This window comes from Streptomyces sp. XY431, assembly GCF_001279805.1.
In the GTDB taxonomy this organism is placed as follows: domain Bacteria; phylum Actinomycetota; class Actinomycetes; order Streptomycetales; family Streptomycetaceae; genus Kitasatospora; species Kitasatospora purpeofusca.
On sequence record NZ_LGDO01000526.1, the window covers coordinates 1 to 25728 of the forward strand.

General features: G+C 74.8%; 21 protein-coding genes. 17 read left to right on the top strand and 4 right to left on the bottom strand.

Annotated elements, in window-relative coordinates:
* Together ADK60_RS44320 and ADK60_RS45520 are read left to right on the top strand one after the other, a co-directional pair.
* On the top strand, nucleotides 1-896 hold an 896-nt coding region (locus tag ADK60_RS44320), incomplete at its 5' end, for a hypothetical protein (protein ID WP_234371492.1).
* Nucleotides 788-1660 carry a tetratricopeptide repeat protein gene (locus tag ADK60_RS45520; RefSeq protein ID WP_045943980.1) on the top strand — a complete coding sequence of 291 codons (873 nt, stop codon included), beginning with the start codon at nucleotides 788-790 and terminating at the stop codon, nucleotides 1658-1660. The genes ADK60_RS44320 and ADK60_RS45520, both read left to right, overlap by 109 nt.
* Nucleotides 1661-1780: 120 nt before the next feature.
* Here the strand turns inward: ADK60_RS45520 and ADK60_RS40615 are convergent, their stop codons facing one another.
* Nucleotides 1781-3151 carry a DUF1015 family protein gene (locus ADK60_RS40615; protein WP_078897184.1) on the bottom strand — a complete coding sequence of 457 codons (1371 nt, stop codon included), beginning with the start codon at nucleotides 3149-3151 and terminating at the stop codon, nucleotides 1781-1783.
* Nucleotides 3152-3244: 93 nt separating this feature from the next.
* Here ADK60_RS40615 and ADK60_RS40620 point away from each other — a divergent pair, with 93 nt between their 5' ends.
* Together ADK60_RS40620 and ADK60_RS40625 are read left to right on the top strand one after the other, a co-directional pair.
* Complete coding sequence (locus tag ADK60_RS40620; RefSeq protein ID WP_234371493.1) at nucleotides 3245-3865, top strand: tetratricopeptide repeat protein; 621 nt, start codon at nucleotides 3245-3247, stop codon at nucleotides 3863-3865.
* A gap of 102 nt (nucleotides 3866-3967) precedes the next feature.
* Nucleotides 3968-5011 (top strand): HAD-IIA family hydrolase, encoded by a 1044-nt coding sequence (locus ADK60_RS40625; protein WP_045943977.1) that lies wholly within the window; start codon nucleotides 3968-3970, stop codon nucleotides 5009-5011.
* Between the two features lie 53 nt (nucleotides 5012-5064).
* On the opposite strand, the gene ADK60_RS40630 is transcribed toward ADK60_RS40625, so the two are convergent.
* Nucleotides 5065-5412 carry an SCP2 sterol-binding domain-containing protein gene (locus ADK60_RS40630; protein WP_045943976.1) on the bottom strand — a complete coding sequence of 116 codons (348 nt, stop codon included), beginning with the start codon at nucleotides 5410-5412 and terminating at the stop codon, nucleotides 5065-5067.
* A 185-nt stretch (nucleotides 5413-5597) separates the two neighbouring features.
* On the opposite strand from ADK60_RS40630, the gene ADK60_RS45525 reads away from it, so the two are divergent.
* The 4 genes from ADK60_RS45525 (at nucleotide 5598) to ADK60_RS40650 (ending at nucleotide 8471) form a co-directional block, all read left to right on the top strand.
* Nucleotides 5598-6410 (top strand): hypothetical protein, encoded by an 813-nt coding sequence (locus ADK60_RS45525; RefSeq protein ID WP_159400787.1) that lies wholly within the window; start codon nucleotides 5598-5600, stop codon nucleotides 6408-6410.
* Complete coding sequence (locus tag ADK60_RS40640) at nucleotides 6403-6624, top strand: hypothetical protein (RefSeq protein ID WP_045943971.1); 222 nt, start codon at nucleotides 6403-6405, stop codon at nucleotides 6622-6624. The genes ADK60_RS45525 and ADK60_RS40640 overlap by 8 nt, the downstream gene beginning before the upstream one ends.
* A gap of 45 nt (nucleotides 6625-6669) precedes the next feature.
* Nucleotides 6670-7476 carry a TlyA family RNA methyltransferase gene (locus tag ADK60_RS40645; RefSeq protein ID WP_045943970.1) on the top strand — a complete coding sequence of 269 codons (807 nt, stop codon included), beginning with the start codon at nucleotides 6670-6672 and terminating at the stop codon, nucleotides 7474-7476.
* 92 nt (nucleotides 7477-7568) lie between these two features.
* Entirely contained in the window at nucleotides 7569-8471 is a 903-nt protein-coding gene (locus tag ADK60_RS40650; RefSeq protein WP_045943969.1) for an NAD kinase, read from the top strand.
* Between the two features lie 67 nt (nucleotides 8472-8538).
* Here ADK60_RS40650 and yczR read toward each other — a convergent pair whose 3' ends face one another.
* Entirely contained in the window at nucleotides 8539-10062 is a 1524-nt protein-coding gene (gene yczR, locus ADK60_RS40655) for a MocR-like transcription factor YczR (RefSeq protein WP_053652065.1), read from the bottom strand.
* A 135-nt stretch (nucleotides 10063-10197) separates the two neighbouring features.
* Between yczR and yczE the strand changes: the two genes are divergently transcribed.
* From yczE to ADK60_RS40670, 3 genes are all read left to right on the top strand, one after another.
* A complete protein-coding gene (gene yczE, locus ADK60_RS40660; protein WP_502687483.1) occupies nucleotides 10198-10983 on the top strand; it encodes a membrane protein YczE in 786 nt (261 codons plus the stop codon).
* 200 nt (nucleotides 10984-11183) lie between these two features.
* A complete protein-coding gene (gene recN / locus ADK60_RS40665; protein ID WP_053652081.1) occupies nucleotides 11184-12917 on the top strand; it encodes a DNA repair protein RecN in 1734 nt (577 codons plus the stop codon).
* 166 nt (nucleotides 12918-13083) lie between these two features.
* Nucleotides 13084-14262 carry a glycosyltransferase family 4 protein gene (locus tag ADK60_RS40670; RefSeq protein ID WP_053652066.1) on the top strand — a complete coding sequence of 393 codons (1179 nt, stop codon included), beginning with the start codon at nucleotides 13084-13086 and terminating at the stop codon, nucleotides 14260-14262.
* A gap of 17 nt (nucleotides 14263-14279) precedes the next feature.
* Here the strand turns inward: ADK60_RS40670 and ADK60_RS40675 are convergent, their stop codons facing one another.
* Entirely contained in the window at nucleotides 14280-16295 is a 2016-nt protein-coding gene (locus ADK60_RS40675; protein ID WP_053652068.1) for a glycoside hydrolase family 15 protein, read from the bottom strand.
* Nucleotides 16296-17070: 775 nt separating this feature from the next.
* On the opposite strand from ADK60_RS40675, the gene pyrG reads away from it, so the two are divergent.
* The 6 genes from pyrG (at nucleotide 17071) to ADK60_RS40705 (ending at nucleotide 25578) form a co-directional block, all read left to right on the top strand.
* A complete protein-coding gene (pyrG, locus tag ADK60_RS40680) occupies nucleotides 17071-18756 on the top strand; it encodes a CTP synthase (protein WP_234371494.1) in 1686 nt (561 codons plus the stop codon).
* 94 nt (nucleotides 18757-18850) lie between these two features.
* The gene (locus ADK60_RS40685; RefSeq protein WP_053652070.1) at nucleotides 18851-19498 is read left to right on the top strand and encodes an NUDIX domain-containing protein; all 648 of its coding nucleotides are present in this window, start codon (nucleotides 18851-18853) and stop codon (nucleotides 19496-19498) included.
* A gap of 440 nt (nucleotides 19499-19938) precedes the next feature.
* Entirely contained in the window at nucleotides 19939-22026 is a 2088-nt protein-coding gene (locus tag ADK60_RS40690) for an AAA family ATPase (protein WP_159400788.1), read from the top strand.
* A 261-nt stretch (nucleotides 22027-22287) separates the two neighbouring features.
* Complete coding sequence (ald, locus tag ADK60_RS40695; RefSeq protein ID WP_045940690.1) at nucleotides 22288-23403, top strand: alanine dehydrogenase; 1116 nt, start codon at nucleotides 22288-22290, stop codon at nucleotides 23401-23403.
* Nucleotides 23404-23875: 472 nt separating this feature from the next.
* Nucleotides 23876-24943: a ParA family protein gene (locus ADK60_RS40700; RefSeq protein WP_478331905.1), complete on the top strand. Its 1068-nt coding sequence runs from the start codon at nucleotides 23876-23878 to the stop codon at nucleotides 24941-24943.
* Nucleotides 24944-24984: 41 nt separating this feature from the next.
* A complete protein-coding gene (locus ADK60_RS40705; RefSeq protein WP_079009120.1) occupies nucleotides 24985-25578 on the top strand; it encodes a hypothetical protein in 594 nt (197 codons plus the stop codon).
* Nucleotides 25579-25728: the final 150 nt, after the last annotated feature.

Sequence of the window (25728 nt, forward strand, 5' to 3'; positions counted from 1 at the left end):
TCCGACCGGTGGTGGCGGCGGTTTCCGTCGTGACGACCGTGGCGGCGACCGTCCGTCGGGCGGTGGCTTCCGCCGTGACGACCGTCCGGGTGGCTTCCGCCGTGACGACCGTGGCGACCGTCCCTCGGGCGGCGGCTTCGGTGGCGGCCGTGACGACCGCGGCGGCGACCGTGGCGGTTTCCGTCGTGACGACCGTGGCGGCGACCGTCCGTCGGGTGGTGGCTTCCGTCGGGACGACCGTCCGGGTGGTTTCGGTGGTGGCCGTGACGACCGTGGCGGCGACCGCGGTGGGTTCCGTCGCGATGACCGTGGTGACCGTCCGACCGGTGGTGGCGGCGGTTTCCGTCGTGACGACCGTGGCGGCGACCGTCCGTCGGGCGGTGGCTTCCGCCGCGACGACCGTGGCGACCGCCCCGCCGGCGGCAGCTTCCGCCGCGACGACCGTGGCGACCGCCCGACCGGTGGTGGCTTCCGTCGGGACGACCGCCCGAGCGGGTTCCGTCGTGATGACCGTGGTGACCGTCCCTCGGGCGGCGGCTTCGGTGGCGGCCGTGACGACCGCGGCGGCGACCGCGGTGGGTTCCGCCGTGACGACCGTGGTGGCGACCGCCCCTACGGCGGCGGTGGCGGCGGCTTCCGCCGTGACGACCGCGGTGACCGTCCCTCGGGCGGCGGCTACGGCCGTGACCGGGACGACCGCGGTGGCTACCGCGGCGGCCGCGACGAGCGCGGCGGCGGCCGGGACTACCAGGACGACCGCCGGGGCAACTACGAGCCGGTCAAGCGCCTGCCGATCCCCGAGGACGTCACCGGCTTCGAGATCGACGCGGATGTGCGCCAGGAGCTCAAGAGCCTGCCCAAGACCCTCGCGGACGATGTCGCCCGCAACCTGGTGATGGTCGCCCGGCTGCTCGACGACGAGCCGGAGGAGGCCTACCAGTACTCGCGCGTCGCGCTGCGGCTGGCCTCCCGCGTCGCCGCCGTCCGTGAGGCGGCCGGTTTCGCCTCCTACGTGACCCAGCGCTACTCGGAGGCGCTGACCGAGTTCCGCGCCGCCCGCCGGATGACCGGTCGCGCGGACCTGTGGCCGGTGATGGCCGACTGCGAGCGTGGCCTGGGCCGCCCGGAGAAGGCGCTGGCGATGGCCGGCGAGCCCGAGGTGAAGCAGCTGGACAAGGCCGGCCAGGTCGAGATGCGTCTCGTCGCGGCCGGTGCGCGCGGTGACATGGAGCAGTTCGACGCTGCCGTCGTCACCCTGCAGAGCTCCGAGCTGGCCTCGTCCGCGGTGCACCCGTGGACCGCGCGCCTGCGCTACGCCTACGCCGAGGCGCTGATCGCCGCCGGCCGTGGCGACGAGGCCCGTGACTGGTTCGCCAAGGCCGTCGAGGCGGACACCGACGGCACCACCAACGCCGCCGAGCGCCTCGCCGAGATCGACGGTGTGGAGTTCATCGACGCCCTCGACCCGGAGCTCGCCGAGGAGGAGGCCGAGCAGGCCGCCGAGCCGGCCGCCCGCAAGGGTGGCGAGGCCTCGGACGAGCGCGTCATCTTCGAGGACGAGGAGGACGTCGAGGAGTTCTACGACGAGGACGACCTCGAGATCGACGAGGAGTTCGACGGCGTGGTGCCGGAGCGTTCCGCCGACCGCGACGACAAGTAGTCGACGACCCTGACCGCCGGCGAGCGCCGGCGGTCGGGGCGCGTCACGAGTGAGGCCCTGCCGCACCCCGGGAGATCCGGGGTGCGGCAGGGCCTCACTGCGTTCGGCGCCGCTACGGCGTCAGCCCAGCTCCAGGTTGCGCAGCACCAGACCGGTGGCCGGCTTCGGGCCGAAGGAGGTGGACTTGCGCGGCATGGTGACGCCCTGTTCGGCGAGTCGGCGGACCACGCTCTCCCGCACGGGGTGCAGCAGCACGGCCGTGCCGCCGCTGCGGGCGGCCTCGCGCTCGGCGGCGGCCGCGGTGTGCAGGTAGCCGATGTCGTCGGGGCCGTCGGGGACCCGCCAGGTGTGGTCGAGCAGTGTGGCGTGCAGGACGGTGGCGTCCAGGTGGCGCCACTCCTCGGGCTTGTCCTGCGGCACGGTGGCGTCGAGCAGGGCCTCGTCGGGGTCGGTGACGAGGTGGTAGACGCCGTCCCCGCCGGTGAGCAGGAAGCCGCTGCCGCCGTTCCGCTTCTGCTCGGCGAGCGTCTGCAGCGCGCCGTCCAGCGGGCCGGGGACCTCCTTGATCTGCCACTGGCCGCCGAGCCGGGCCAGGGCCTCTTCGACCGGCAGCCGGTAGAGCACCCGGTGGATGGCCCGCACCCGCAGCGGATAGCGGGCGGTGTCGACCAGCAGGACCAGGCCGCGGTCCCAGGGGCTGCGGGGCAGGTGCCGGTGCTCGCGCTGGAGGCGCAGGTACATCTCCCAGCGGTGGTGGCCGTCGGCGATGAGGGCGCGGCAGGTGGCCAGGTCGCGGCCGATCTCGGCGATCTCGGCCGGGTCGGTGACCGCCCACAGCCGGTGGTGGGTGCCGTCGGTGGTGGTCGTGGTGAGCAGGGGCTCGGCGCGGACGGCGCGTTCGATCACGGCGGACGCCCCGCCGCTGCCCCGGTAGGTGAGCAGCAACGGTTCGAGGTTGGCCCGGGTGGTGCGCATCAGGCCGACCCGGTCGGCGACCGGGCGGGGCATCACGTCCTCGTGGGGGAGGACCACGCCGGCCTCGCTGCCGCTGACGGCGAGGGCGCCGATGAGTCCGCGCTGGAGGACCTCCGCGCTGCCGTTGGCGGCGGGGACGCGCTGCTCGTACACGTAGAGGGCCGGCTCGGGGTCGGCGGCCAGGACGCCTTCGCGCTGCCACTCGCGCAGCAGCCTGGCGGCGTGCCGGTAGCGGGTGTCGCGGTCGGGGCGGTCGCCGGTGTCCTCGGGTTCGGGGCGCGGCAGGATCAGCCGGACCACGTTGTGCGGGTCGGCGGTCTCCAGGTCGAGCCTTCGGCCGGGGTCGACGACGTCGTACGGCGGTGAGGTGACGGCGGCCAGGGCACCGACCCGGTCGGGGTCGTAGCGGAGGCCGCGGAACGGGGACAGGGACAGGCCTGCGGTGGCGACGTGGCCGGGATTGCCGGGGCCGCCCTGCGGAGACTCCACTCCGCTTTCTGCACTGGGTGTGCTCATTCTGGGCATCGTAATCGGGTACGCGTTGTTCAGAGATCGGAACACCCGTGCCGGTCCGGCGGCCGGGTGTCGTGACCGAGGGCGAGGTTCGGGGTGGACGAGCGCGACGAGCGGGTGGACGACGGCGCTGGTGGCGGTGCGGACACCGGCGGCGGCGGGACGGCCCCGGCCGGGCAGCAGCAGCGGTCGGGCGAGCCTGAGGGGGACGTCTACGAGTGGTTCCGCCGGGGTGCGCGGCTGCTCGCCCAGGGGAACCCGGCGGCGGCCGAGCAGTTGTTGGCACGGGCGGCCGCGGCCGAGCCGGACTCGCGCAGCATTCGGGAGGCGCTGGCCCGGGCGCAGTTCGACGCGGGGTCGTACGCGGCGGCGCTGGAGAACTTCCGGACCGTGGCGCTGGCCGATCCGTCGGACGACTACGCTCAGTTCGGGTGGGGTGTGGCTGCGGCCCGGCTGGGCGATTTCGAGACCTCCGCCGAGCACTTGGCGCTGGCCGTGGCGATGCGGCCGGAGAACGACCACTACCGGGCCGCGCTGCGGCAGACCCGCGCGACGCTGGCGGCCCGGGCCGGGGCGTTCGGTCCGCTGCTGCCGGGGGCGCCGGGTTACCTGGAGCCGCCGGCCGGGGCGGACGGACCGGGGCCGGGAACTGCGGCGGACCAGGGAACCACGGAGGGTCCGGAGCCGACCGGTGATCGGGACCGGCAGGACGGCTGAGCCGGTGCGGTGTCCGACAGCCGCGGTTCCGGCCACCGCCCGGGCTCCCGACGGACGAGTACGGACGAGTACGACTGATGCGATGAGTGAGGTAGAGCAGGCATGACCGAAACGGCCACCACCGTGCGACGGACCGCCCCGGGCGGCAGCGAGCTGCCGCTGACCGAGGCGTACGACACGGCGCTGCTGGACCTCGACGGCGTGGTGTACGCCGGCCCGAACGCGATCGAGTACGCCGTGGAGTCGCTCGACGCGGCCCGCGCCGCCGGGATGCGGCTGGCGTACGTGACCAACAACGCCTCCCGGCCGCCCCGGGTGGTCGCCGAGCACCTGACCGAGCTGGGGGTGCCGGCCGAGGCGGCCGATGTGATCAACTCCGCCCAGGCCGCCGCCCGGGTGCTCGCCGAGAAGCTGCCGGCTGGCGCGAAGGTGCTGGTGGTCGGCGGGCTCGGACTGGAGGAGGCGCTGGCCGAGCGCGGCCTGGTCGCCGTCCGGACCCTGGCCGAGGAGCCGCTCGCGGTGGTCCAGGGCTTCGACGCCTCGGTGGGGTGGACGCACCTGGCGGAGGCCTCCTACGCGGTGCAGTCCGGGCTGCCGTGGGTGGCGTCCAACACCGATGTGACGGTGCCGACCGCGCGCGGGATCGCGCCGGGCAACGGGATGCTGGTCGCGGCGGTGCGGGCGGCGACCGGGGTGGAGCCGGAGGTGGCGGGCAAGCCGCTGCCGCCGATGCACCGCGAGACGGTGCTGCGGACCGGGGCGAAGCGGCCGCTGGTGGTCGGTGACCGGCTGGACACCGACATCGAGGGCGCCTTCAACGGCGGGGTGGACAGCCTGCTGGTGTTCACCGGGGTGACGACGGCGGCGCAGCTGCTGGCGGCCCCGGCCGAGCACCGGCCGACGTACCTGGCGGAGGACCTGCGGGGCCTGCTGACCGCGCACGCGCCGGTCACGGCCGGGGCGGGCGGCGGGTTCGGCTGCGGCGGCTTCGTCGCGGTGGCGCAGGACGGCGTGCTGCGGCTGGAGGGTGTCGGGGCGGACCGCTGGGACGGTCTGCGGGCGCTGTGCGCGGCGGCCTGGACGGCGCTGGACGCGGACGGCGTGCCGGTGGACGGGCGGAAGGCGCTGGCCGAGCTGGGGTTCTGAGCCCGGAGCCGTCGGTCGGTCGGAGGTCGGTCGACGGCCGGTCGGCGGCCGGGTCAGAGCAGGGTGCGCAGCCGCAGCAGGTCGCGGAAGCCCGCCTCCAGCTTGACCCGGCCGCCGACCCAGGCCGAGGCGAAGTTGAGCCGGCCGCCGACCAGGGCGAGCAGGTCGTCGCTGCTCATGGTGAGCCGGATGTCCGCCTTCCCGGTGGGGCTGCCGGGGTGCTGCTCGACGTCCTGGATGCTCCCGGCGCGCAGCCGCCCGGTGAAGGTCAGGTCGAGGTCGGTGATCCGGCAGCTCAGTGAGCGGTCGAGGCCGGCCGCCGTGCGCACGTCGCCGGTGGACTTGGCGAGGTTGCGGCTGAGCTGCTCCAGCGCCTCGCGGCACTCCTCGGCGTTGGCCATGGCGGTGGATCCCCTCCCCGGACGGGCCGCCGCGCCCCGGCGGGTGGCGGGGTCCGGTGGCGGCCGACTGCCGGGCCACGGTACCGCAGGAGGGTTTTGGCGGTAGCGTCGTCGGTGGGATGCCCGGATCCGTCCGGGCACCGTGGCGACGGAGCGACGCGCGCAGGCGAATGGGAGGCACCCGGATGCTGCCGAGGACGGTACGAGGAGCGGTGGCGGCCGCGGCCGTACTGGTGGAGGAGGTCGGCAAGCGGGTCGTCGGAACGGCGGCCGGTCTGCTGGAGAAGGGCGGCATCGACGTCACGGAGGTGGAGCGCCGCTTCGGCGGGCAGTTCCCTCCGTCGGCGCAGTCGTTGCAGACGCTCGCCGAGGAGGCGGTGACCGCCGGGCGGGCCGGGGTGGACCTGGCCGTCGGGGTGGCGCGCGGCGAGGTCGAGAAGGTCTTCGAGAAGGTCGGCGACCAGGTGACCAAGGTGGGCGTGGTGCTGGCCTACCTGGAGAGCAAGCTGCGCGAGGTCGAGGACGAGGACGAGGGGGCGCGGCCGGAGCAGGCCGGGCCGCCGCCCGCGCCCCGGGCCGGCGGGCTGTTCGAGGACGGCTGGGAGCAGGAGACGAGGGGTTCGGCGGGGGCCGAGCGGATAGTGGTGGACGAGCCGGTGGAGGTCGACCCGCCGGTGCCGCCGAACGGGACGGCGGTGGCGGCGGAGGCCACCGCCGAGAGGACCGCGGAGAGGACCGCCGCGAAGAAGTCGGCGGCGCGGAAGCCCGCCGCGGCGAAGAAGGCCGCGCCGGCCGCGAAGAAGGCGGCCGCGAAGCAGACGGCGGCCAAGAAGACGGCGGTGAAGAAGACCGCCGTCAAGAAGACCGCGACCGCGAAGAAGACCGTCACTCCGAAGAAGCCGGCCGAGGCGGGGTCGGAGCAGCCGCCCGCCAAGCGCACCGCCACCCGGAAGACCACCGTCCGCCGGACCGCCACCACGAAGAAGCCCGATGCCTGAACCGGAGAGCCGGACCGTCCCCGTCCCCGTCCCCGCCCCCGGTGAGCCGCTGCCGCTCGGCGTCGGGCTCACGCCCACCGGGCACCCGGCGGTGGACGCCGGGCTGGCCCGGCTGGCGGCGCTGGACGGGGTGCCGACCGACGCACACGTCGCGGTGTACGAAGATGTCCATCAGCGGCTCGCCGACACGCTGGCCGCGCTCGACCGGGACTGACCGGGGCGAGCGGGAACCACCGTAGGAGCTGAAACACCAGTGGCAGTGGCACGACGCCGACTCGACGCGGAGCTGGTCCGCCGCAAGCTGGCCCGGTCGCGGGAGCACGCCTCGGAGCTGATCGCGGCCGGCCGGGTGACCGTCGGCGGGACCACCGCGACCAAGCCGGCCACCCAGGTGGAGACCTCGGCGGCGGTCGTGGTGGCCAAGGACGACAACGATCCCGACTACGTCTCGCGCGGCGGCCACAAGCTCGCCGGGGCGTTCGCGGCGTTCGTGCCGCAGGGCCTGGTCGTCGAGGGCCGCCGGGCGCTGGACGCGGGCGCGTCCACCGGCGGGTTCACCGATGTGCTGCTGCGGGCGGGCGCCGCCCACGTGCTGGCGGTGGACGTCGGTTACGGGCAGCTGGCCTGGTCGCTGCAGAGCGACGACCGGGTGACCGTGATGGACCGCACCAACGTCCGGGAGCTGACCCCGGAGATGATCGGCGGCACCCCGGTCGACCTGGTGGTGGGGGACCTGTCCTTCATCTCGCTGGGCCTGGTGCTGCCCGCGCTGGCCGGCTGCGCCGCCCCGGACGCGGACCTGGTGCTGATGGTCAAGCCGCAGTTCGAGATCGGCAAGGAGCGGCTCGGCAGCGGCGGGGTGGTGCGCAGCCCGCAGCTGCGGGCCGAGATGGTGCGCCAGGTGGCCGGGCAGGCGTGGCAGCTCGGGCTGGGTGTGCGGGCGGTCACCGCGAGCCCGCTGCCGGGGCCGTCGGGCAATGTCGAGTACTTCCTCTGGATGCGCCGGGACGCACCGCAGCTGGACCCCGCGGAGGCGGACCGGGCTGTCGCCGAAGGCCCCCGATAGGGTGCTCTGCGGACGTCCGGTCCGTCATGCTGGGTGGCGCGGCCGTACCGGGCCGACGACGACCCGGCCGGCGTAGGGAGAGGGCAGCGGGCATGAGTGATGAACGTACGGTCTTCCTGATCGCGCACACGGGCCGCGAGGCGGCGCTGCGCAGTGTCGAGGGACTGGTGCACGGCCTGCTGAAGGCGGGGATCCGGATCAGACTGCTGGCGGCCGAGGCGGTCGATCTGGACCTGCCGGACGGCGTGGAGACGGTGGCCGGGGGGCCGGGCGCGGCCGACGGCTGCGAGCTGATCCTGGTCGCCGGCGGGGACGGGACCCTGCTGCGCGGGGCGGAGTTGGCGCGTGAGCACGGGTTGCCGATGCTCGGCATCAACCTGGGCCGGGTGGGTTTCCTGGCCGAGGCCGAGCGGGACGACCTGGCGGTGGTGGTCGAGCGGGTGGTCGACGCCGACTACGAGGTCGAGGAGCGGATGACCCTCGATGTGATCGTCCGGACCAACGGTGACGAGGTGCACCACGACTGGGCGCTGAACGAGGCCTCGATCGAGAAGGCGGCCAGGGAGCGGATGCTCGAGGTGGTGACCGAGGTGGACGGCCGTCCGGTCTCCAACTTCGGCTGCGACGGCGTGGTGTGTGCGACGCCGACCGGCTCGACGGCGTACGCGTTCTCCGGCGGCGGGCCGGTGGTCTGGCCCGAGGTGGAGGCGCTGCTGATGGTGCCGATCAGCGCGCACGCGCTGTTCGCCCGGCCGCTGGTGGCCTCGCCGAACTCGGTGCTGGCGGTGGAGGTGCAGCCGAAGACCCCGCACGGGGTGCTGTGGTGCGACGGCCGGCGCTCGGTCGAACTGCCCGCCGGGGCGCGGGTGGAGGTGCGCCGGGGGCAGACGCCGGTGCGGCTGGCCAGGCTGCACCGGGCGCCGTTCACCGACCGGCTGGTGGCCAAGTTCGCGCTGCCGGTGACCGGTTGGCGCGGCCGGGCGGACACCGCCTGATTTTCGCGGACCCGGTGGACCGGGCGGACCTGGCAAGGATGCCGAGTCCGTCCGGTCCGCCGTTCCGTCAGACCGCGAGCGGCTGGTTGTCCTCGGTGCCCCGCCATCCGCCGTCGTCCTCGGCGCGGGCGGCGGTCTCCGCCAGCCGGCGGACCGCGGCCGGCACGGCCGGGGCGGGCACGGTGAGCGGGATCCGGATGTGGTGCTCGAAGGCGCCGTCGGAGCCGAACCGGTTGCCGGCCGCGAGCCGGACCCCGGACCGCTCGCCGGCCCGGGCCAGCGCTGTGCCCGACACCCCGCCGGTGGCGACCCAGAACGACAGCCCGCCCGGCGGCACGGTGAAGCGCCAGTGCGGCAGTTGCTCGCGCAGGGCGGTGGTGAACGCCTCGGCGGTGTCCCGCAGCCGGGTCAGCTGGTGGGCGCGGACGGCCGGCAGGTCCTCGGCCAGCAGTTCGGCGGCGATCAGCTGGTCCAGCACGGGGGCGCCGACGTCGCTGTAGACCCGGGTGGTGGCCAGTCGGCGGATCAGCGCGGGGGCGGCGCGCACCCAGCCGATCCGCAGACCGCCCCAGAGCAGCTTCCCGGCCGAGCCGACGGTGACCACCTGGGCGGCGCGGTCCAGCGCGGCGGTCGGGCGGGGGAGCGGCACCTCCTCGGGCACGCCCCAGCCGAGTTCGGCGGTGGTCTCGTCGACCAGGACCACGGTGCCGGCGGACCGGGCGGCGGCGAGCAGCTCGCGCCGCTGCTCCTCGTCGATCAGCGCGCCGGTGGGGTTGTGGAAGTCGGGGATCACATAGACGGCCTTCGGCGCGGCCCCGCCCAGCACCCGCCGCCACTCGGCGAGGTCCCAGCGCGGCCCGCCCCCGTGGCCCGGTCCCGGGGGCGCGTCGACGAGGGGGACGGGGACCGGTCGGGCCTCGCTGAGCCGCAGCGCCTGGAGGGTGTGGGCGTAGCTGGGGGCCTCGACGGCGACCCGGTCGCCCCGGCCGAGCAGGGCCTGCCGGACCAGGTGCAGGGCGCCCATCGCGCCGATGGTGATCAGGATCTGGTCCGGGGTGGTCGGCAGGCCGCGCTCGGTGAAGCGGCGGGCCACGGCCTCGCGCAGCACCGGGACGCCGGTCGGGTAGTGGCCGTGCCCGGCGGCGTAGGCGGGCAGCTGGTCGACGGCGCGGGCGGCGGCCGCGGAGAGGAAGGGCTGCGGGGCGGGCAGCGCGGCGACGCCGAGGTCCAGGATGTTGCCCTGCTCGTCCGGCGGGACGGGGTGCAGGGCGTCGCTGGGCGGGGCGGAGCCCTCGGGCAGGGCGGTCCAGCTGCCGGCGCCGCGCCGGCTGTGCAGGTACCCCTCGGCCCGTAGGGCCTCGTAGGCGGTGGCGACGGTGGTGCGGCTGAGGCCCAGGGCCAGGGCGAGCTCGCGTTCGGCGGGCAGCCGGGCGCCGACCGGCAGTCGGCCCTCGGAGACCAGCAGCCGGATCCGGGCGGCGAGCGCGCGGTAGGCGGGGCGGCGGGCGGCGCCGGGCGGTTCGGGCAGCCGGGCGGTGGAGAGCAGCCGGGCGAGCGCCGGGGGAGCGACGGTGGTCTGCCAGTCGGCCAAGGTGATCAGTCCACTTACTCGTGATTGGCCCTGTTGTGGGCTGTATTGGCTTGGCCATCATGGCAGGGCGGCCGTCTAGACCGCCACCGTCGGGCCGGTTCGCCGGCGGTGCAGTACCACCTGCCCGGAGATTCCATGGCCACCACGAACACCCTCCCGTCCCCGTCCCCGTCCGAGTGCCCGGCCGGGCCCGCGTCGCCGTCCCCCGTCGCGGGTGCCGCCGCTGCCGCCGGTTCGGTCGCCCGGCCCGGCCCGCTGCTGCGGGTGCTGGGCGACACCCACGCGCTGGGCCGCCGCCTGCCGCAGCTGGTCCTCGGCCTCGCCCTCTACGGCGGCAGCATGGGCCTGATGCTCCGCGCCGGCCTCGGGCTCGACCCCTGGGACGTGTTCCACCAGGGCCTCCAGGGCAGCTTCGGCCTCTCGGTGGGCGCCTGGGTCACCATCTGCGGGGCCCTGGTGCTGCTGCTGTGGATCCCGCTGCGCCAGCTGCCCGGGGTCGGCACGGTCGCCAATGTGCTGCTGATCGGCGCCGCGATGGACCTCACCCTGCGCTTCGTCGGCACGCCGGGGGCGCTCCCGTTCCGGATCCTGCTGATGGTCACCGCGATCCTGCTCAACGGCCTGGCCACCGGTCTCTACATCGGCGCCCGGCTGGGCCCGGGGCCGCGGGACGGGCTGATGACCGGACTGCACCGGCGCACCGGGGGCTCGCTGCGGCTGATCCGCACGGGTATCGAGCTGCTCGTGCTGGCGGTGGGCGTCCTGCTCGGCGGCACGGCCGGGGTCGGCACCGTCGCGTACGCGCTGGCGATCGGCCCGCTCGCGCAGTTCTTCCTGCCCTGGTTCACCGTGCCCACCGCCGAGCAGGCCGGGCGGGCCGAGCGGGCCGGAAAGATCGGAAAGGCCGGAGCGGCCGGGTAACAGGACGGACCCGGTCGTCCGGCCGACCCGGGGCGGGTGTCCGAGTGGGCCGGGCACGGAGGAACGCCCCGACTCCCGGTGCGGCGGGTCCGGAAACGCCCGGAACGGATGAACTTGGGGGCACGGAGTTGCCGCGCGTCGTTGCCGCTCGTCGCGCGGCGGGTGCGGAACCTCGTAAGGTCGTCTCCGTGTTGGACGAGATGCGGATACGGGATCTCGGGGTCATCGACGACGCGGTCGTCGAACTGGCCCCCGGCTTCACAGCGGTGACCGGGGAGACCGGAGCCGGCAAGACCATGGTGGTGACCAGCCTCGGCCTGCTGCTCGGCGGCCGGGCCGATCCGGGCCTGGTGCGCAACGGCAGCGAGCGCGCGGTGGTCGAGGGGCGCCTCCAACTGCCGCCCGGCTCGCCGGTGGCCGCCCGCGCCGTCGAGGCCGGCGCCGAGCTCGACGACGGCGCGCTGCTGATCAGCCGGACCGTCTCCGCCGAGGGCCGCTCCCGTGCCCACGTCGGCGGCCGGTCCGTGCCGGTCGGCCTGCTCGCCGAGCTCGGCGAGGACCTCGTCGCCGTGCACGGCCAGACCGACCAGCAGCGGCTGCTGCGCCCGGCCCGCCAGCGCGGCGCCCTGGACCGGTACGCGGGCGAGTCGGTGGCCGAGCCGCTGGCCCGCTACCGCGAGGTGTACCGCCGGCTGCGCGAGGTCTCCTCGACGCTGGAGGAGCTGACCACCCGGGCCCGCGAGCGGGCCCAGGAGGCGGACCTGCTGCGGTTCGGCCTCGACGAGGTCGCCGCCGCCGAACCGGTGGCGGGCGAGGACGAGGGGCTGTCCGCCGAGGCCGAGCGGCTCGGCCACGCCGACGCGCTCTCCTCCGCCGCGACCCTCGCCCACGCCGCCCTGGCCGGCGACCCGGCCGACCCGGAGGCGCTGGACGCGGGCACCCTGCTCGCCCAGTCCCGCCGCGCGCTGGACGCCGTCCGCCACCACGACGAGCGGCTCGCCGCCCTCGCCGACCGGCTCAACGAGGTCGGCTACCTGCTCGCCGACGTGGCCGGCGACCTGGCCGGCTACGCCGACGACCTGGACGCCGACCCGGTCCGCCTGGCCGCCGTCGAGGACCGCCGGGCCGTGCTCTCCCAGCTGCTGCGCAAGTACGGCGGCCCGGAGAACTCGCTGGCCGAGGTGATCGCCTGGGCCGAGTCCGGCTCCGCCCGGCTCTCCGAGCTCGACGGCGACGACGAGCGGATCGACGAGCTCGGCGCCCGGGAGACCGCGCTGCGCGGCGAGTTGGCCGAACTCGCGGCCGAGGTCTCGGCCGCCCGGCAGGCCGCCGCCGGGCGCTTCGCGGCGGCCGTCTCCGCCGAGCTCGCCGAACTGGCGATGCCGCACGCCCGGGTGACCTTCGCGATCAGCCAGGTCGACGACCTGTCCGGGATCGAGATCGAGGGCCGGGCGGTCGCCTACGGGCCGCACGGCGTGGACGAGGTCGAGGTGCTGCTGGCCCCGCACCCCGGCGCCCAGCCCCGGCCGATCGCCAAGGGCGCCTCGGGCGGCGAGCTGTCCCGGGTGATGCTCGCCGTCGAGGTGGTCTTCGCCGGCGCCGACCCCGTCCCCACCTATCTGTTCGACGAGGTGGACGCGGGCGTCGGCGGCAAGGCGGCGGTCGAGATCGGCCGTCGGCTCGCCAAGCTCGCCGAGAGCGCCCAGGTCGTCGTCGTCACCCACCTGCCGCAGGTGGCGGCCTTCGCCGACCGCCACCTGGTGGTCGAGAAGACCAACGACGGCACCGTGACCCGCAGTGGCGTCAAGGTGCTGAACGACGAGGAGCGGGTCCGCGAGCTCTCCCGGATGCTGGCCGGCCTGGAGGACTCCGAGCTCGGCCGGGCGCACGCGGAGGAGTTGCTCGCTGCGGCCCGCGCCCCCCGCCACCGCTGAACCCGGGCGGCCCTCGCGGACCGGCCACGACGCGCCCCGCCGGGGGCGCCGACTGTCCAAGAGGGCCGCCGACCTGGCATGGTGGCGGCTGGACACTGGCCCTTCCTGTCCCGAGCGCCGCCGGCGGGCAACCCCCGCCCGGGGCGCGCGTAGCTGATCGAGTCGGATGCGAGACGACGTGGACCATTCCGCCGCCCGGGCAGCCGCAGCCACCCCCGAACCGGGGCAGCTGCACGTGGTGCTCGTCCTGGCCGCCAGTAGCGGCGGCATCGGGGCGCATGTGCGCTCCTTGGCACAGGGCCTGGTCGCGCACGGAGTGACCGTCACGGTGTGCGCCCCCGCCGGCGCGGACGCGCTGTTCGGTTTCTCCCGCACCGGTGCGCGGTTCCACCTGGTCGACATCACCCCGACCGCGGGCGCCCGCAGCGACGCCACCGCGATCGGCGAGCTGCGCCGTGCCTTCACCGGCGCCGACGTGGTGCACGCCCACGGCCTGCGCGCGGGGCTGCTGTCCGACCTCGCGCTGCGCACCGCCGGCCGCTTCCCGGGCCTGCGCCCGGAGACGCCGCTGGTGGTCACCTCGCACCACGCGCTGGACGCCACCGGCATGGAGCGCCGCCTCCAGCGGCTGATGGAGCGCCGGGTGGCGCGCGCCGCCGACCTCGTCCTCGGCGCCTCCTCCGACCTGGTGGCCCGGGCCCGCGAACTCGGCGCCACCGACGCCCGGCTCGGCCCGGTCGCGGCCCCGCCGATGCCCGAGGCACGGCTGCCCCGGGCCGGGGCCAGGGCGGCGCTGCTCGGCGGTCCGGACCGCCCGTTGGTCCTCGCGGTGGGCCGGCTCGTCCCGCAGAAGGCCTTCGGACTGCTGCTGGACGCGGCCCGCGACCTGGCCGCGCTGACGCCCGAACCGCTGGTGCTGCTGGCCGGGGACGGCCCGGAGGCCGCCGGGCTGCGCGAGCGGGTGGCCGCCGAGAAGCTGCCGGTGCGGCTGCTCGGCTACCGCACCGATGTGTCCGACCTGCTGGCCGCCGCCGACGTGCTGGTGCTCTCCAGCCGCTGGGAGGCCCGGTCGCTGGTGGTGCAGGAGGCGATGCGGGCCGGCGTGCCGGTGGTCGCCACGGCCGTCGGCGGCATCCCCGAACTGGTCGGCGACGCCGCCGTGCTGGTCCCGCCCGGCGACGCGGCGGCGCTCGGTCGGGCGGTGCGGGAGCTGCTGGCCGACCCGGAGCGCCGAGAGCGCCTGGCGGCGGCCGGCCGGCAGCAGGCGGAGACCTGGCCGGACGAGGCCGCCACCGTCGCCCAGGTGCTCAGCACCTACGACGAGCTGGTGCAGCGCAACGGGTGAGCGACGGTGGCGGCGGGTCAGACGGTGGCCTGCTCGCCGGCCCGGTCGGCGGCCGGGCCGTCCGGCTGGGCCGACAGGTAGGCGCCGCCGCAGGCGGTGAGGCGCAGCGCGGTGTCGATCAGCGGGACGTGGCTGAAGGCCTGCGGGAAGTTGCCCACCTGGCGCTTGAGCCGCGGGTCCCACTCCTCGGCGAGCAGCCCGAGGTCGTTGCGCAGCGACAGCAGCCGGTCGAACAGCTCCCGCGCCTCCTGCACCCGGCCGATCATGGCGAGGTCGTCGGCCAGCCAGAACGAGCAGGCCAGGAAGGCGCCCTCGTGGCCGGAGAGGCCGTCGACGTTGTTGCCGCTCTCGTCGTGGGTCGGGTAGCGGAGCACGAAGCCGTCCTCGGTGGACAGTTCGCGCTGGATCGCCTCGATGGTGCCGATCACCCGCTTGTCGTCCGGCGGCAGGAAGCCGACCTGCGGGATGAGCAGCAGTGAGGCGTCCAGCTCTTTGCCGCCGTAGTACTGGGTGAAGGTGTTGCGGCCGGGGTCGTAGCCCCGTTCGCAGACGTCCCGGTGGATGGTGTCGCGCAGTTCCCGCCAGCGCTCCAGCTGGCCGCCGGCCGGGGCGTCCTCGGGGGTCTGCTCCAGCAGCTTGATGGTGCGGTCCACCGCCACCCAGGCCATCACCTTGGAGTGGACGAAGTGCCGGCGCGGCCCGCGGACCTCCCAGATGCCCTCGTCCGGCTCGGTCCAGTGGTCCTCCAGGTACTCGATCAGCCGCAGCTGGAGGTGGTGGGCGTGGTCGTTGCGGACCAGGCCGGTCATGTGGGCCAGGTGCAGCGCCTCGACGACCTCGCCGTAGACGTCCAGCTGGAGCTGGCCGGCCGCGCCGTTGCCGACCCGCACCGGCTGTGAGCCCTCGTAGCCGGGCAGCCAGTCGAGTGCGGACTCGGTGAGCTCGCGCTCGCCGGCGATGCCGTACATGATCTGGAGGTTCTCCGGGTCGCCCGCGACCGCGCGCAGCAGCCACTCGCGCCAGGCCTTGGCCTCGTCCCGGTAGCCGGTGCGGAGCAGGGAGGACAGGGTGATCGCGGCGTCCCTGAGCCAGGTGTAGCGGTAGTCCCAGTTGCGCTCGCCGCCGATGTCCTCGGGCAGCGAGGTGGTGGGGGCGGCCACGATCCCGCCGGTGGGGGCGTAGGTGAGGCCCTTGAGGGTGATCAGCGAGCGGACCACGGCCTCCCGGTAGGGACCCTGGTAGGTGCACTGGCCGACCCACTCGTGCCAGAAGTCGGCGGTGGCGTCGAGCAGTCCCTCGGCGTCCGGCGGGGTCGGCTGCTCCAGGTGGGAGGCCTGCCAGGTGAGCGCGAAGGCGATCCGTTCGCCGGCCCGGACGGTGAAGTCGGCGTAGGTGGTGAGGTTGCGCCCGTAGGTGTCGGCCTCGCCGTCCAGCCAGACCGAGTCCGGCCCGGCCACGGCGACGGTGCGGTGGCCGCCGTCGGGCTGCTCCACCCGGTGCACCCAGGGGACGACCCGGCCGTAGCTGAAGCGCATCCGCAGGGCGGAGCGCATCCGCACGGTGCCTTCCACGCCCTCGACGATCCGGATCACCTGCGGCACGGCGTCCTTCCCGGCCAGCGGGCGGGGCGGCATGAAGTCGATGACCCGGACGGTGCCGCCCTGGGCGTCCCACTCCTGTTCCAGGATCAGCGAGTCGCCCCGGTAGCGGCGGCGGTCGGCGGGCACGGCGGGGGCGGCCGCGGTGGGCGGCGGGACCCTCAGGTCGCCGGTGTCGGCGAGCCGCGGCAGCACGGCCGGGGGGCCGGCCGGTTCGGCGGCGGGCGCGGTGGCCGGGTGGGGCAGTGCGGTGGCCACCGCCTCGGCGGGGCCGATCCGCCAGAAGCCGTGTTCGTCGGTGCCGAGCAGGCCGGCGAACACCGCCGGCGAGTCGAACCGGGGCAGGCAGAGCCAGTCCACCGCTCCGTCCCTGCTGACGAGGGCGGCGGTCTGCATGTCCCCGATGAGTGCGTAGTCCTCGATACGGCCGGCCACGTGATCTCCAGTTCGCAATGTGGTCACGACGCATCGGCGATCCGAGGGAGAGCCAGCGGGACCGCGGGACCGGCGCCACCCCGGGACGTCCGGCCCTCCGTGGGGTGGTGGCGGGCCTTGCCGGAGCATCCGCGAGGGCTCGGTCGAGCCTCTGGGTGGGTGGGAGGAGCGGCACTGCGGGGAGGTCCGGTCGCGCATCGGGGACCGAGAGGTTCCTGACCCTCCCACGCCCTCCGCGAGCTCGTGTTGTCGGCGATGCGTCCGAGCAGCTTACGACGGACGAAAGGGGCGAAGCACGCGGGCGCAGCGCGGTGTGGCGCCGCATTTCGGCGGAAATACCGCGCATTGCGGGAGTGGCCGTCAGGATGGCTCGGAAGGATCAGCTCCGGATGGCACGAAGTGGGGGTCCGGTGATGGCCCGGCCGAGCGCCCCGGGCCGCCGCCGGGTGGCCCGGACGGGCGGGTGGTGCGACGGCTGTGACGGTAGCGCCGGATGGTGCGCCGGTGGTGCGCCTGGCGTGCGCCCCGGGAGCGCCCCTGCGGCTCCCCGACCGGAAACCGGGCCCCCGAGGCCCGCCGACGGCGGGCCGGAACGCGTCCGGGCCGGGTCACTGATACCCTGGTATCCCGTGGACCGGTGGGATCAAACGCCCCGGACCGGCCGAACCGACGACCCTCTGGGCCCCGTGCGAAGCACCGCCCTCCCCCGTCGCGACGGCGAGCCGCGAGCCTCCCACCACGTCACCTTCGACACGCGACCCACGGGAGCCCCCTCTTGGCACAGCCCCATTCCGGCAAGGCATCGAACGGCCGCGCCGTGACGACCAAGCACCTCTTCGTCACCGGGGGTGTCGCCTCGTCGCTCGGCAAGGGCCTCACCGCCTCCAGCCTCGGTGCCCTGCTCAAGGCCCGCGGCCTGCGCGTGACGATGCAGAAGCTCGACCCGTACCTCAACGTGGACCCGGGCACCATGAACCCGTTCCAGCACGGTGAGGTCTTCGTCACCGACGACGGCGCCGAGACCGACCTCGACATCGGCCACTACGAGCGGTTCCTCGACACCAACCTGCACGGCTCGGCCAACGTCACCACCGGCCAGGTGTACTCGACCGTCATCGCCAAGGAGCGCCGCGGCGAGTACCTGGGCGACACCGTCCAGGTCATCCCGCACATCACCAACGAGATCAAGTCCCGGATCCGCCGGATGGCGACCGAGGACGTGGACGTGGTGATCACCGAGGTCGGCGGCACCGTCGGCGACATCGAGTCGCTGCCGTTCCTGGAGGCCGTCCGCCAGGTCCGCCACGAGGTCGGCCGGGACAACGTCTTCTTCGTGCACGTCTCCCTGCTCCCCTACATCGGCCCCTCGGGCGAGCTCAAGACCAAGCCGACCCAGCACTCCGTCGCGGCGCTGCGCAACATCGGCATCCAGCCCGACGCCATCGTGCTGCGCGCCGACCGCGAGGTCCCGCAGGCCATCAAGCGCAAGATCTCGCTGATGTGCGACGTCGACGAGGAGGCCGTGGTCGCGGCCATCGACGCCAAGTCGATCTACGACATCCCCAAGGTGCTGCACGGCGAGGGCCTGGACGCCTACGTCGTCCGCCGCCTGGACCTGCCGTTCCGCGACGTCGACTGGACCACCTGGGACGACCTGCTGCGCCGCGTCCACGAGCCGCAGCACATCGTCAAGGTCGCCCTGGTCGGCAAGTACATCGACCTCCCGGACGCCTACCTGTCGGTGACCGAGGCGCTGCGCGCCGGCGGCTTCGCCAACAACGCCCGGGTCGAGATCAAGTGGGTCACCTCGGACGACTGCGAGACCCCCGAGGGCGCCCGCGAGCAGCTCGGCGACGTGGACGCGATCTGCATCCCCGGCGGCTTCGGCGACCGCGGCGTCAACGGCAAGGTCGGCGCGATCACCTTCGCCCGCGAGAACAAGGTCCCGCTGCTCGGCCTGTGCCTGGGCCTGCAGTGCGTCGTCATCGAGGCCGCCCGCAACCTGGCCGGCCTGCCCGAGGCCAACTCGACCGAGTTCGACGCCGCGGCCAAGCACCCGGTCGTCTCCACCATGGCCGAGCAGCTGGCCATCGTCGACGGCAAGGGCGACCTGGGCGGCACCATGCGCCTGGGCCTCTACCCGGCCAAGCTCGCCGAGGGCTCGATCGTCCGCGAGGTCTACGCGGGCGAGCAGTACGTCGAGGAGCGCCACCGCCACCGCTACGAGGTCAACAACGCCTACCGCGCGGACCTGGAGAAGACCGGCCTGCAGTTCTCCGGCCTCTCCCCGAAGGGCGACCTGGTCGAGTACGTCGAGTACCCGCGCGAGGTGCACCCCTACCTGGTGGCCACCCAGGCCCACCCGGAGCTGAAGTCCCGGCCGACCCGCCCGCACCCGCTGTTCGCGGGCCTGGTCAAGGCCGCGATCGAGATCAAGACGGCCCCGGCCGACGCCCAGTAGTCCCGGTCCGTTCCCCGGACGGCGGTCCCGCGATTCCTGCGGGGCCGCCGTTCGGCGTTAGATTGTGTCGTACTGACGAAAAGGGGAGAGCGTGATGGACGACCGCAGCACCGCCGATGTCGCCGACGTGGCGGAGGAGTGGGAGATCCGGGGGAGCACCACCCCCTTCCAGGGCCGGGTCACCGGGGTGCGCACCGAGGAGGTCCTGATGCCCGACGGCAGCTGGGCCCGCCGGGACTACCAGACCCACCCCGGGTCGGTCTCCGTCCTCGCCCTGGACGAGCGGCAGCGGGTGCTGATCCTGCGCCAGTACCGCCACCCCGTCCGCCAGCGCCTCTGGGAGCTGCCGGCCGGACTGCTCGACGTGCCCGGCGAGAACCCGCTGCACGCCGCCCAGCGCGAGCTGTACGAGGAGGCGCACTGCAAGGCCGGCGAATGGCGGGTGCTGGTCGACTTCTACACCTCGCCCGGCGGCACCGACGAGGCGCTGCGGCTCTTCCTCGCCACCGACCTGTCCGAGGCCGAGGGGGAGCGGTACGAGGCGCACGGGGAGGAACTGGAGCTGGAGTCCGCCCGGGTGCCGGTCGAGGAGCTGGTCCGGCTGATCCACGCCGGCGAGCTGCACAACCCGACCCTGATCACCGGGACCCTGGCGCTGTACGCGGCCCTGCACGGGCCCGGCGGCCTGGACGCGCTGCGGCCGGCGGACTCGCCGTGGCCCGCTAGGCCCTTTTTTTCGTAGGCTCGGCTCGCCTCCGGGGCGCTCTGCTCCGGTGCCGACGGTCGGCGCTCCAATGCCGCTCGTACCTCGCGGCCTCCTCGCTTTCCCCCAGCCTCCGGCCGGGAGGTGCCCCCACCCTTTCGGCACCGGCGCGCCCCTTCGGCTCGCTCGCGGTCCGTGCCTGGCGGGGGTCAGAGCCGGGTGGGCGGGGGCTTGGGTCGCGGGGTTCGGCGGGCTCCGGGAAGCGGGGTGGGATTGCTCGTGAGGTGTGCCTGGCCGGGGGTACGGCGGGGTGCGTTCTGTCGGGTCGTCGGCCGGGTTTCGGCCGGGGGGGTGATTTACCGGTTCGTACGACCGGATGTCACCTCGGTCGGGGCGGACGGCCGAACTACGCTTCGCAGACGGGGCGTCCGTCGCGGGCGGCCGCCGGTCGGTGCTGGGTGACGTCGGGAGTGGCACGGGTGGCGAGGAAGACGGCGACCATGGAGGCCGGGACCGGCGCGCCCGTCGAGCGCGTTCCCGGGCTGGAGCGGCTGCCCGCCGGCCCCGCCCTGTTCGTCGGCCGGCGCACCGAGCTGGCCGCGCTCCGGGCCGCCGCCGCGCGTCCGGCCGAGGGCCGCAGCCCGGTGCTGGTGCTGGCCGGGCGGCCCGGTTCGGGCCGTACCGCGCTGGCCGTCCGGTTCGCCGTCACCGTCGCCGGCCAGTACCCCGACGGCGTGCTGTTCGCCCGGCTGTCCGCCCCCGACGGCGGCCGGGTGCCGCCCGCCAGGGCCGCCCGCCGGCTGCTGGAGCAGCTCGGCGCGGACACCGCCCACGTCCCGCTGCCCGGCGCCGCCGGGGACGGCCGGGACGATCCGGCGTGCGTCGCGCTGCGCGCCGCGCTGGCCGGGCGGCGGGTGCTGCTGGTGCTGGACGACGTCCGGGACGCCGGGCAGCTGTGGCCGCTGCTCGCGGACGAGCCCGGCTGTCTGGTGCTCGCCACCACGGCCGGGCCGCTCACCGGGATCGAGGACATCGATCCCGTCATCCTCGGCGGGCTCGACCGGTCGGCGGCGGCCGAGCTGCTCGGCGACCTGGTCGGCGGCACCAGGATCGGCTGCGACCCGGTCGGCGCGGCGGACCTGGCGGAGGCCTGCGGCTCCCAGCCGGCGGCGCTGCGGCTGATGGCCGGGCGGCTGCGCGGCAAGCCGGAGCTGGCGGTGACGGAGGCGGCGAAGGAGCTGCTGCGGGCCGTCGCCGAGGCCGGGAAGGCGGAGCCGGAGGGCGCGAAGGAGTCGGCGGAGCCCGTGGACCCCCCGGCGCAGAAGGGCGCCCGGGAGCCGGCGGCGAACGGGAAGGGAAAGGGGGAGCGGGGCAAGGGGCGGCGCGGGGCGGCCGCGACCGGGCCGGAGCCGACCGCCGCGGTGGCCCCGCCGGAGGAGCCGGCCCGTGACCCGGCCGCCTGGGTCCGGCCCGGGCCGGAGCCCGCCGAACCCGTCCCGGTGCCCGACAACGACCCGCTGGTCGGTGCCTTCACCCTGGCCTACGCCGGTCTGACCGCCGCGCAGGCCCGGATGCTGCGCGCGCTCACCCTGGCCCCCGCCCAGTCCGCGGACCCCCGCACCGCCTCCGCGCTGGTCGGCTGTCCGGCCCCGGAGGCCGCGACGACCCTGGCCGCGCTCGCCGAGCGGGAGCTGCTGGCCGAGGAGCCGCCGGCCGCGGACGGCACCGCCCGCTACCGGGTCCCCGGCCGGCTCCACCCCCGGCTGGTCCGGCTGCGCGAGCGGGACGACCGGCCCGCCGAGATCGAGCTGGCCCGGGCCCGGCTGCTGGAGCGGCTGGTCCGGCTCACCGAGTCGGCCCGCTCGCTGCTCGACCCGTCCGAGGGCGCCGGGCCCGATCCGCTGCCCGGTCCGCTGCGGCTGAAGTCCGCCGCCCATGCCCGGGAGTGGCTGCTCGGCGAGCGGGACCCGCTGCTCGGCGCGGTCGCCGACGCGATCGGGCAGGGGGATCTCGACGGCTCGGCGGGCCGCTTGGTCACCGCGCTGCTCCGGTCGCTGCCGCTGACCGGCGCCGCCGCCCCGGCCGACCTCCACCAGCTGCACGAGCTGGTGCTGACGGTGGCCGAGCGCCACGGCCGGCCGCGCCGGGCCTCGGCCGCGCTGCTCAACCTGGGCGACCTCCAGGCCGCTGCGGGCCGCTGGGAACAGGCCGCCGGGCACTACCGGGCTGCCCTGGAGCACGCCAGGACCGCCGACGACGAGGCGCTCTGTGCCCGCGCGCTGGAGGGCGCGGCGGGCTGCCACCGGGCGCTCGGCGATGCCGTGCGCGCCGCCGATTGGTACGGCCGGGCGCTGGGGGTCCGGCAGTCGATGGGGGACCAGGCCGCCGAGGCCCGGCTGCTGGCCCGGGTGGCCGAGGCGCACGCGGCCCAGCGCCGGTTCGACGAGGCCGAGCGGGAGTACCGGGCATCGCTCTCGGTACTGCGCCGGATCGGTGACGAACGGGGCCGGGAGGCCGTCGCCGCCGCCCTCGCCGAGCTGCGGGAACGGGCCTCCGCCGGGTGGTAGGTCCCGATTCGGGAGTATTGTCGAATATGCCCGGTCAGCGCGGCTTTGACAGGAAGATCGCGATGGAAGCCTACGAACCTGCCAATGAGCTCGGCAGATTTATTCACTTTGGAAGGCTGACACGCCGCCTGGGCTTCATTACACTCGTACTCAGTCGCGCATCGAGCCGTGCCCCGGTGCCATCCGGAGGCTTCCCCCCGTGCGCGTCGCCCGCCGGTCTTCTCCGGTAGGGACCCCCATGGCAAGAGGACGTGTTTAGCCGTGAAGGTCGGCATCCCCCGCGAGGTCAAGAACCACGAGTACCGCGTGGCCATCACGCCCGCCGGCGTGCATGAGCTCGTCCGCAACGGACACGAGGTCTACATCGAGGACAACGCCGGTGTCGGCTCCTCGATCCCGAACGAGGAGTACGTGGCCGCCGGCGCCACCATCCTCCCCACCGCCGACGAGGTGTGGGCCACCGCCGACCTGCTGCTGAAGGTCAAGGAGCCCATCGCGCAGGAGTACCACCGCCTGCGCAAGGGCCAGACGGTCTTCACGTACCTCCACCTGGCGGCCGACCGCGCCGGTACCGACGCGCTGGTCGCCTCCGGCACCACCGCCATCGCGTACGAGACCGTGCAGCTCGCCAACGGCGCCCTGCCGCTGCTCGCCCCGATGTCCGAGGTCGCGGGCCGGCTGGCCCCGCAGGTCGGCTCGTACCACCTGATGCGCCCGGCCGGCGGCCGCGGCACCCTCCCGGGCGGCGTCCCCGGCACCCACCCGGCCAAGGCCGTCGTCATCGGTGGCGGCGTCTCCGGCTGGCACGCGGCCACCATCGCCATCGGCATGGGCTACGACGTGACCCTGCTGGACCGCGACATCAACAAGCTGCGCGAGGCCGACAAGATCTTCGGCACGAAGATCAAGGCCATCATGTCCAACTCCTTCGAGCTGGAGAAGGCCGTCATCGAGGCCGACCTGGTCATCGGCGCGGTGCTGATCCCGGGCGCCAAGGCCCCGAAGCTCGTCACCAACGAGCTGGTCTCCCGCATGAAGCCGGGCTCCGTGCTCGTCGACATCGCCATCGACCAGGGCGGCTGCTTCGAGGACTCGCACGCGACCACGCACGCCGAGCCGACCTTCCAGGTCCACAACTCGGTCTTCTACTGCGTGGCCAACATGCCGGGCGCCGTCCCGAACACCTCCACCTACGCGCTGACCAACGCGACGCTGCCGTACGTCGTCGAGCTGGCCAACCGGGGCTGGAAGGACGCGCTGCGCCGCGACGCCGCGCTCGCCAAGGGTCTGAACGTCCACGAGGGCCAGATCACCTTCGCCGCCGTCGCCGAGGCGTTCGGCCTGGAGTCGGTCTCCCTGGAGTCCGTGCTCGCCTGAGCCTGACCCCGCGTCGCCCCCGACCCGATGTCCTCGGGTCGGGGGCTTCGCCGTGCCCGTCCACGGGGTGGCGCCGAGCCCCCGCCGGCGGTGTGAACGACGGGTGAACCCCGTGACGACTTCGAGGGCGGAACGGGTGGGTCGCTCTGTCGTCAATTTCTGTGGGTCGTGTCACCCCACCGCAGAAACGTTAGGGTCAAGGGCCCTCACATCCCTTGACAGAGGGTTGCCCGATAGTCGACACATCCTGCCCACTACCGTGGATTGTGTTGCTGCGAACGCCTTGAACGGCCTAGAGTCGCAAACCGTCGGCATGCTGCCACGCTGACGAATCGACATAGAGTCCTGGATGCCCAAGGAGGTAAGACGACTTGTGAATGAGTCGACATTTGCTCCCGGGGGTGGTCAGCCAGGGCTGGCGGAGCACACCGCCGGCCAGCCGAGTGGGGAGTCCGGGGCCAGGCAGGCCTCCGTGGGCTCGGCCGAGGTCGGCTCGGTCGCTCTCCGTACTTTCGAAGCACGCCAGAACACAGCACAGGTGACCACGGTGACCGACTACGACGCCGAACTGCCGGCCCACGGCCTGGCCTACGGCGAGTTCGCCTACGGCGCCTACGACGACCCCGACGCCGAGTACGAGCCGGACCCCGAGTACGCGGCCACGCTCGCCCCCGACGCCGCGCGGCAGCGCCGCGAGCGGATCGGCCCGACCGGACGTCCGCAGCCGTACTTCCCGATCCCGGCGCCGGTGGCCGAGCACGGCCCCGCCCAGATCATCGCGATGTGCAACCAGAAGGGCGGCGTCGGCAAGACCACGTCGACCATCAACCTGGGTGCCGCGCTCGCCGAGTACGGCCGCCGGGTGCTGCTCGTCGACTTCGACCCGCAGGGCGCCCTCTCCGTCGGACTCGGCGTCAACCCGATGGAACTCGACGTCACCGTCTACAACCTGCTCATGGAGCGCGGACTGACGGCCGATGAGGTGCTGCTGAAGACGGCCGTGCCGGGCATGGACCTGCTGCCGTCCAACATCGACCTCTCCGCCGCCGAGGTGCAGCTGGTCAGCGAGGTGGCCCGGGAGTCCGCGCTGGCGCGCGCCCTGAGGCCGCTGCTGCCCGACTACGACTTCGTCATCATCGACTGCCAGCCCTCGCTGGGCCTGCTGACGGTCAATGCGCTGACGGCCGCTCACAGCGTGATCGTGCCGCTGGAGTGCGAGTTCTTCGCGCTGCGCGGTGTCGCGCTGCTCACCGAGACCATCGAGAAGGTCTGCGAGCGGCTCAACCCGGAGCTGCGGCTGGACGGCATCCTCGCCACCATGTACGACTCGCGCACCGTGCACAGCCGCGAGGTGCTGGCGCGCGTCGTCGAGGCGTTCGGCGAGCACGTCTTCCACACCGTCATCGGCCGGACCGTGCGCTTCCCGGAGACCACCGTCGCCGGCGAACCGATCACGACGTACGCGACCAATTCGGTCGGTGCCGCCGCCTACCGTCAGCTCGCCAGGGAGGTGCTCGACCGGTGCCGCCCCGCCGAGTGAGTCTCCCGGGGGCCGACGAGCTGTTCCGAACCACCGGCGGGATGGCGCTCTCGCCGTCCCTCGCGTCGCGTTCGGCCGTCGAGGCGCCCAGACCGGAGACCGTCCGGGCGGTCAACGGCGCCGGTGACCCGGACGGCGCCGAGGGCGCCGACGAGGTCACCGCGGCCGGTGGCGTCGGCCCGGCCGACGGCGGCGAGGGACCGGAGCGCGCCGGGAGCGGCGCGGACCGGTCCGGGGACCAGGCGGGCGGCCGACGGAGCACGCGCCGCGAGACCGGTACGGCGGGCGCCTCCGTGCCCGCCCCCGCACAGCCGGGCGGCCGGACCTCGGCCCCGGCGCCGCGCCAGCACGCCGGTGCGGTCGAGGACCAGACGGGTGCCGCGGGGCGGCCCCGTCCGCGTGGCCGTGCCCCCCGCCGCCCCAGCGGGCGCGAGCGGCACGACGAGAAGATCACCGTGTACGTGTCCGCCGAGGAGCTGATGGACCTCGAGCACACCCGGCTGGTGCTCCGCGGTGAGCACGGCCTGGCGGTGGACCGGGGCCGGATCGTGCGGGAGGCCATCGCGGTCGTCCTGGCGGACCTGGAGCAGCGCGGCGAGGCCAGCATCCTGGTGCGGCGGCTGCGCGGGCGCTGAGCCCGTGCCCCGGAGCCGCGGGGGGTCCGGGGCGGGTCGCGGTTCGCGGGTCGTGCGATGGTCGGCGTCCGGGAGGGGCTGCGGCCGTCCTGGCGGGCCGCGGGGCGGCGTGGCGAGGCCGGCGGGCCCCGGAACAGCGGCTGTGCGGGC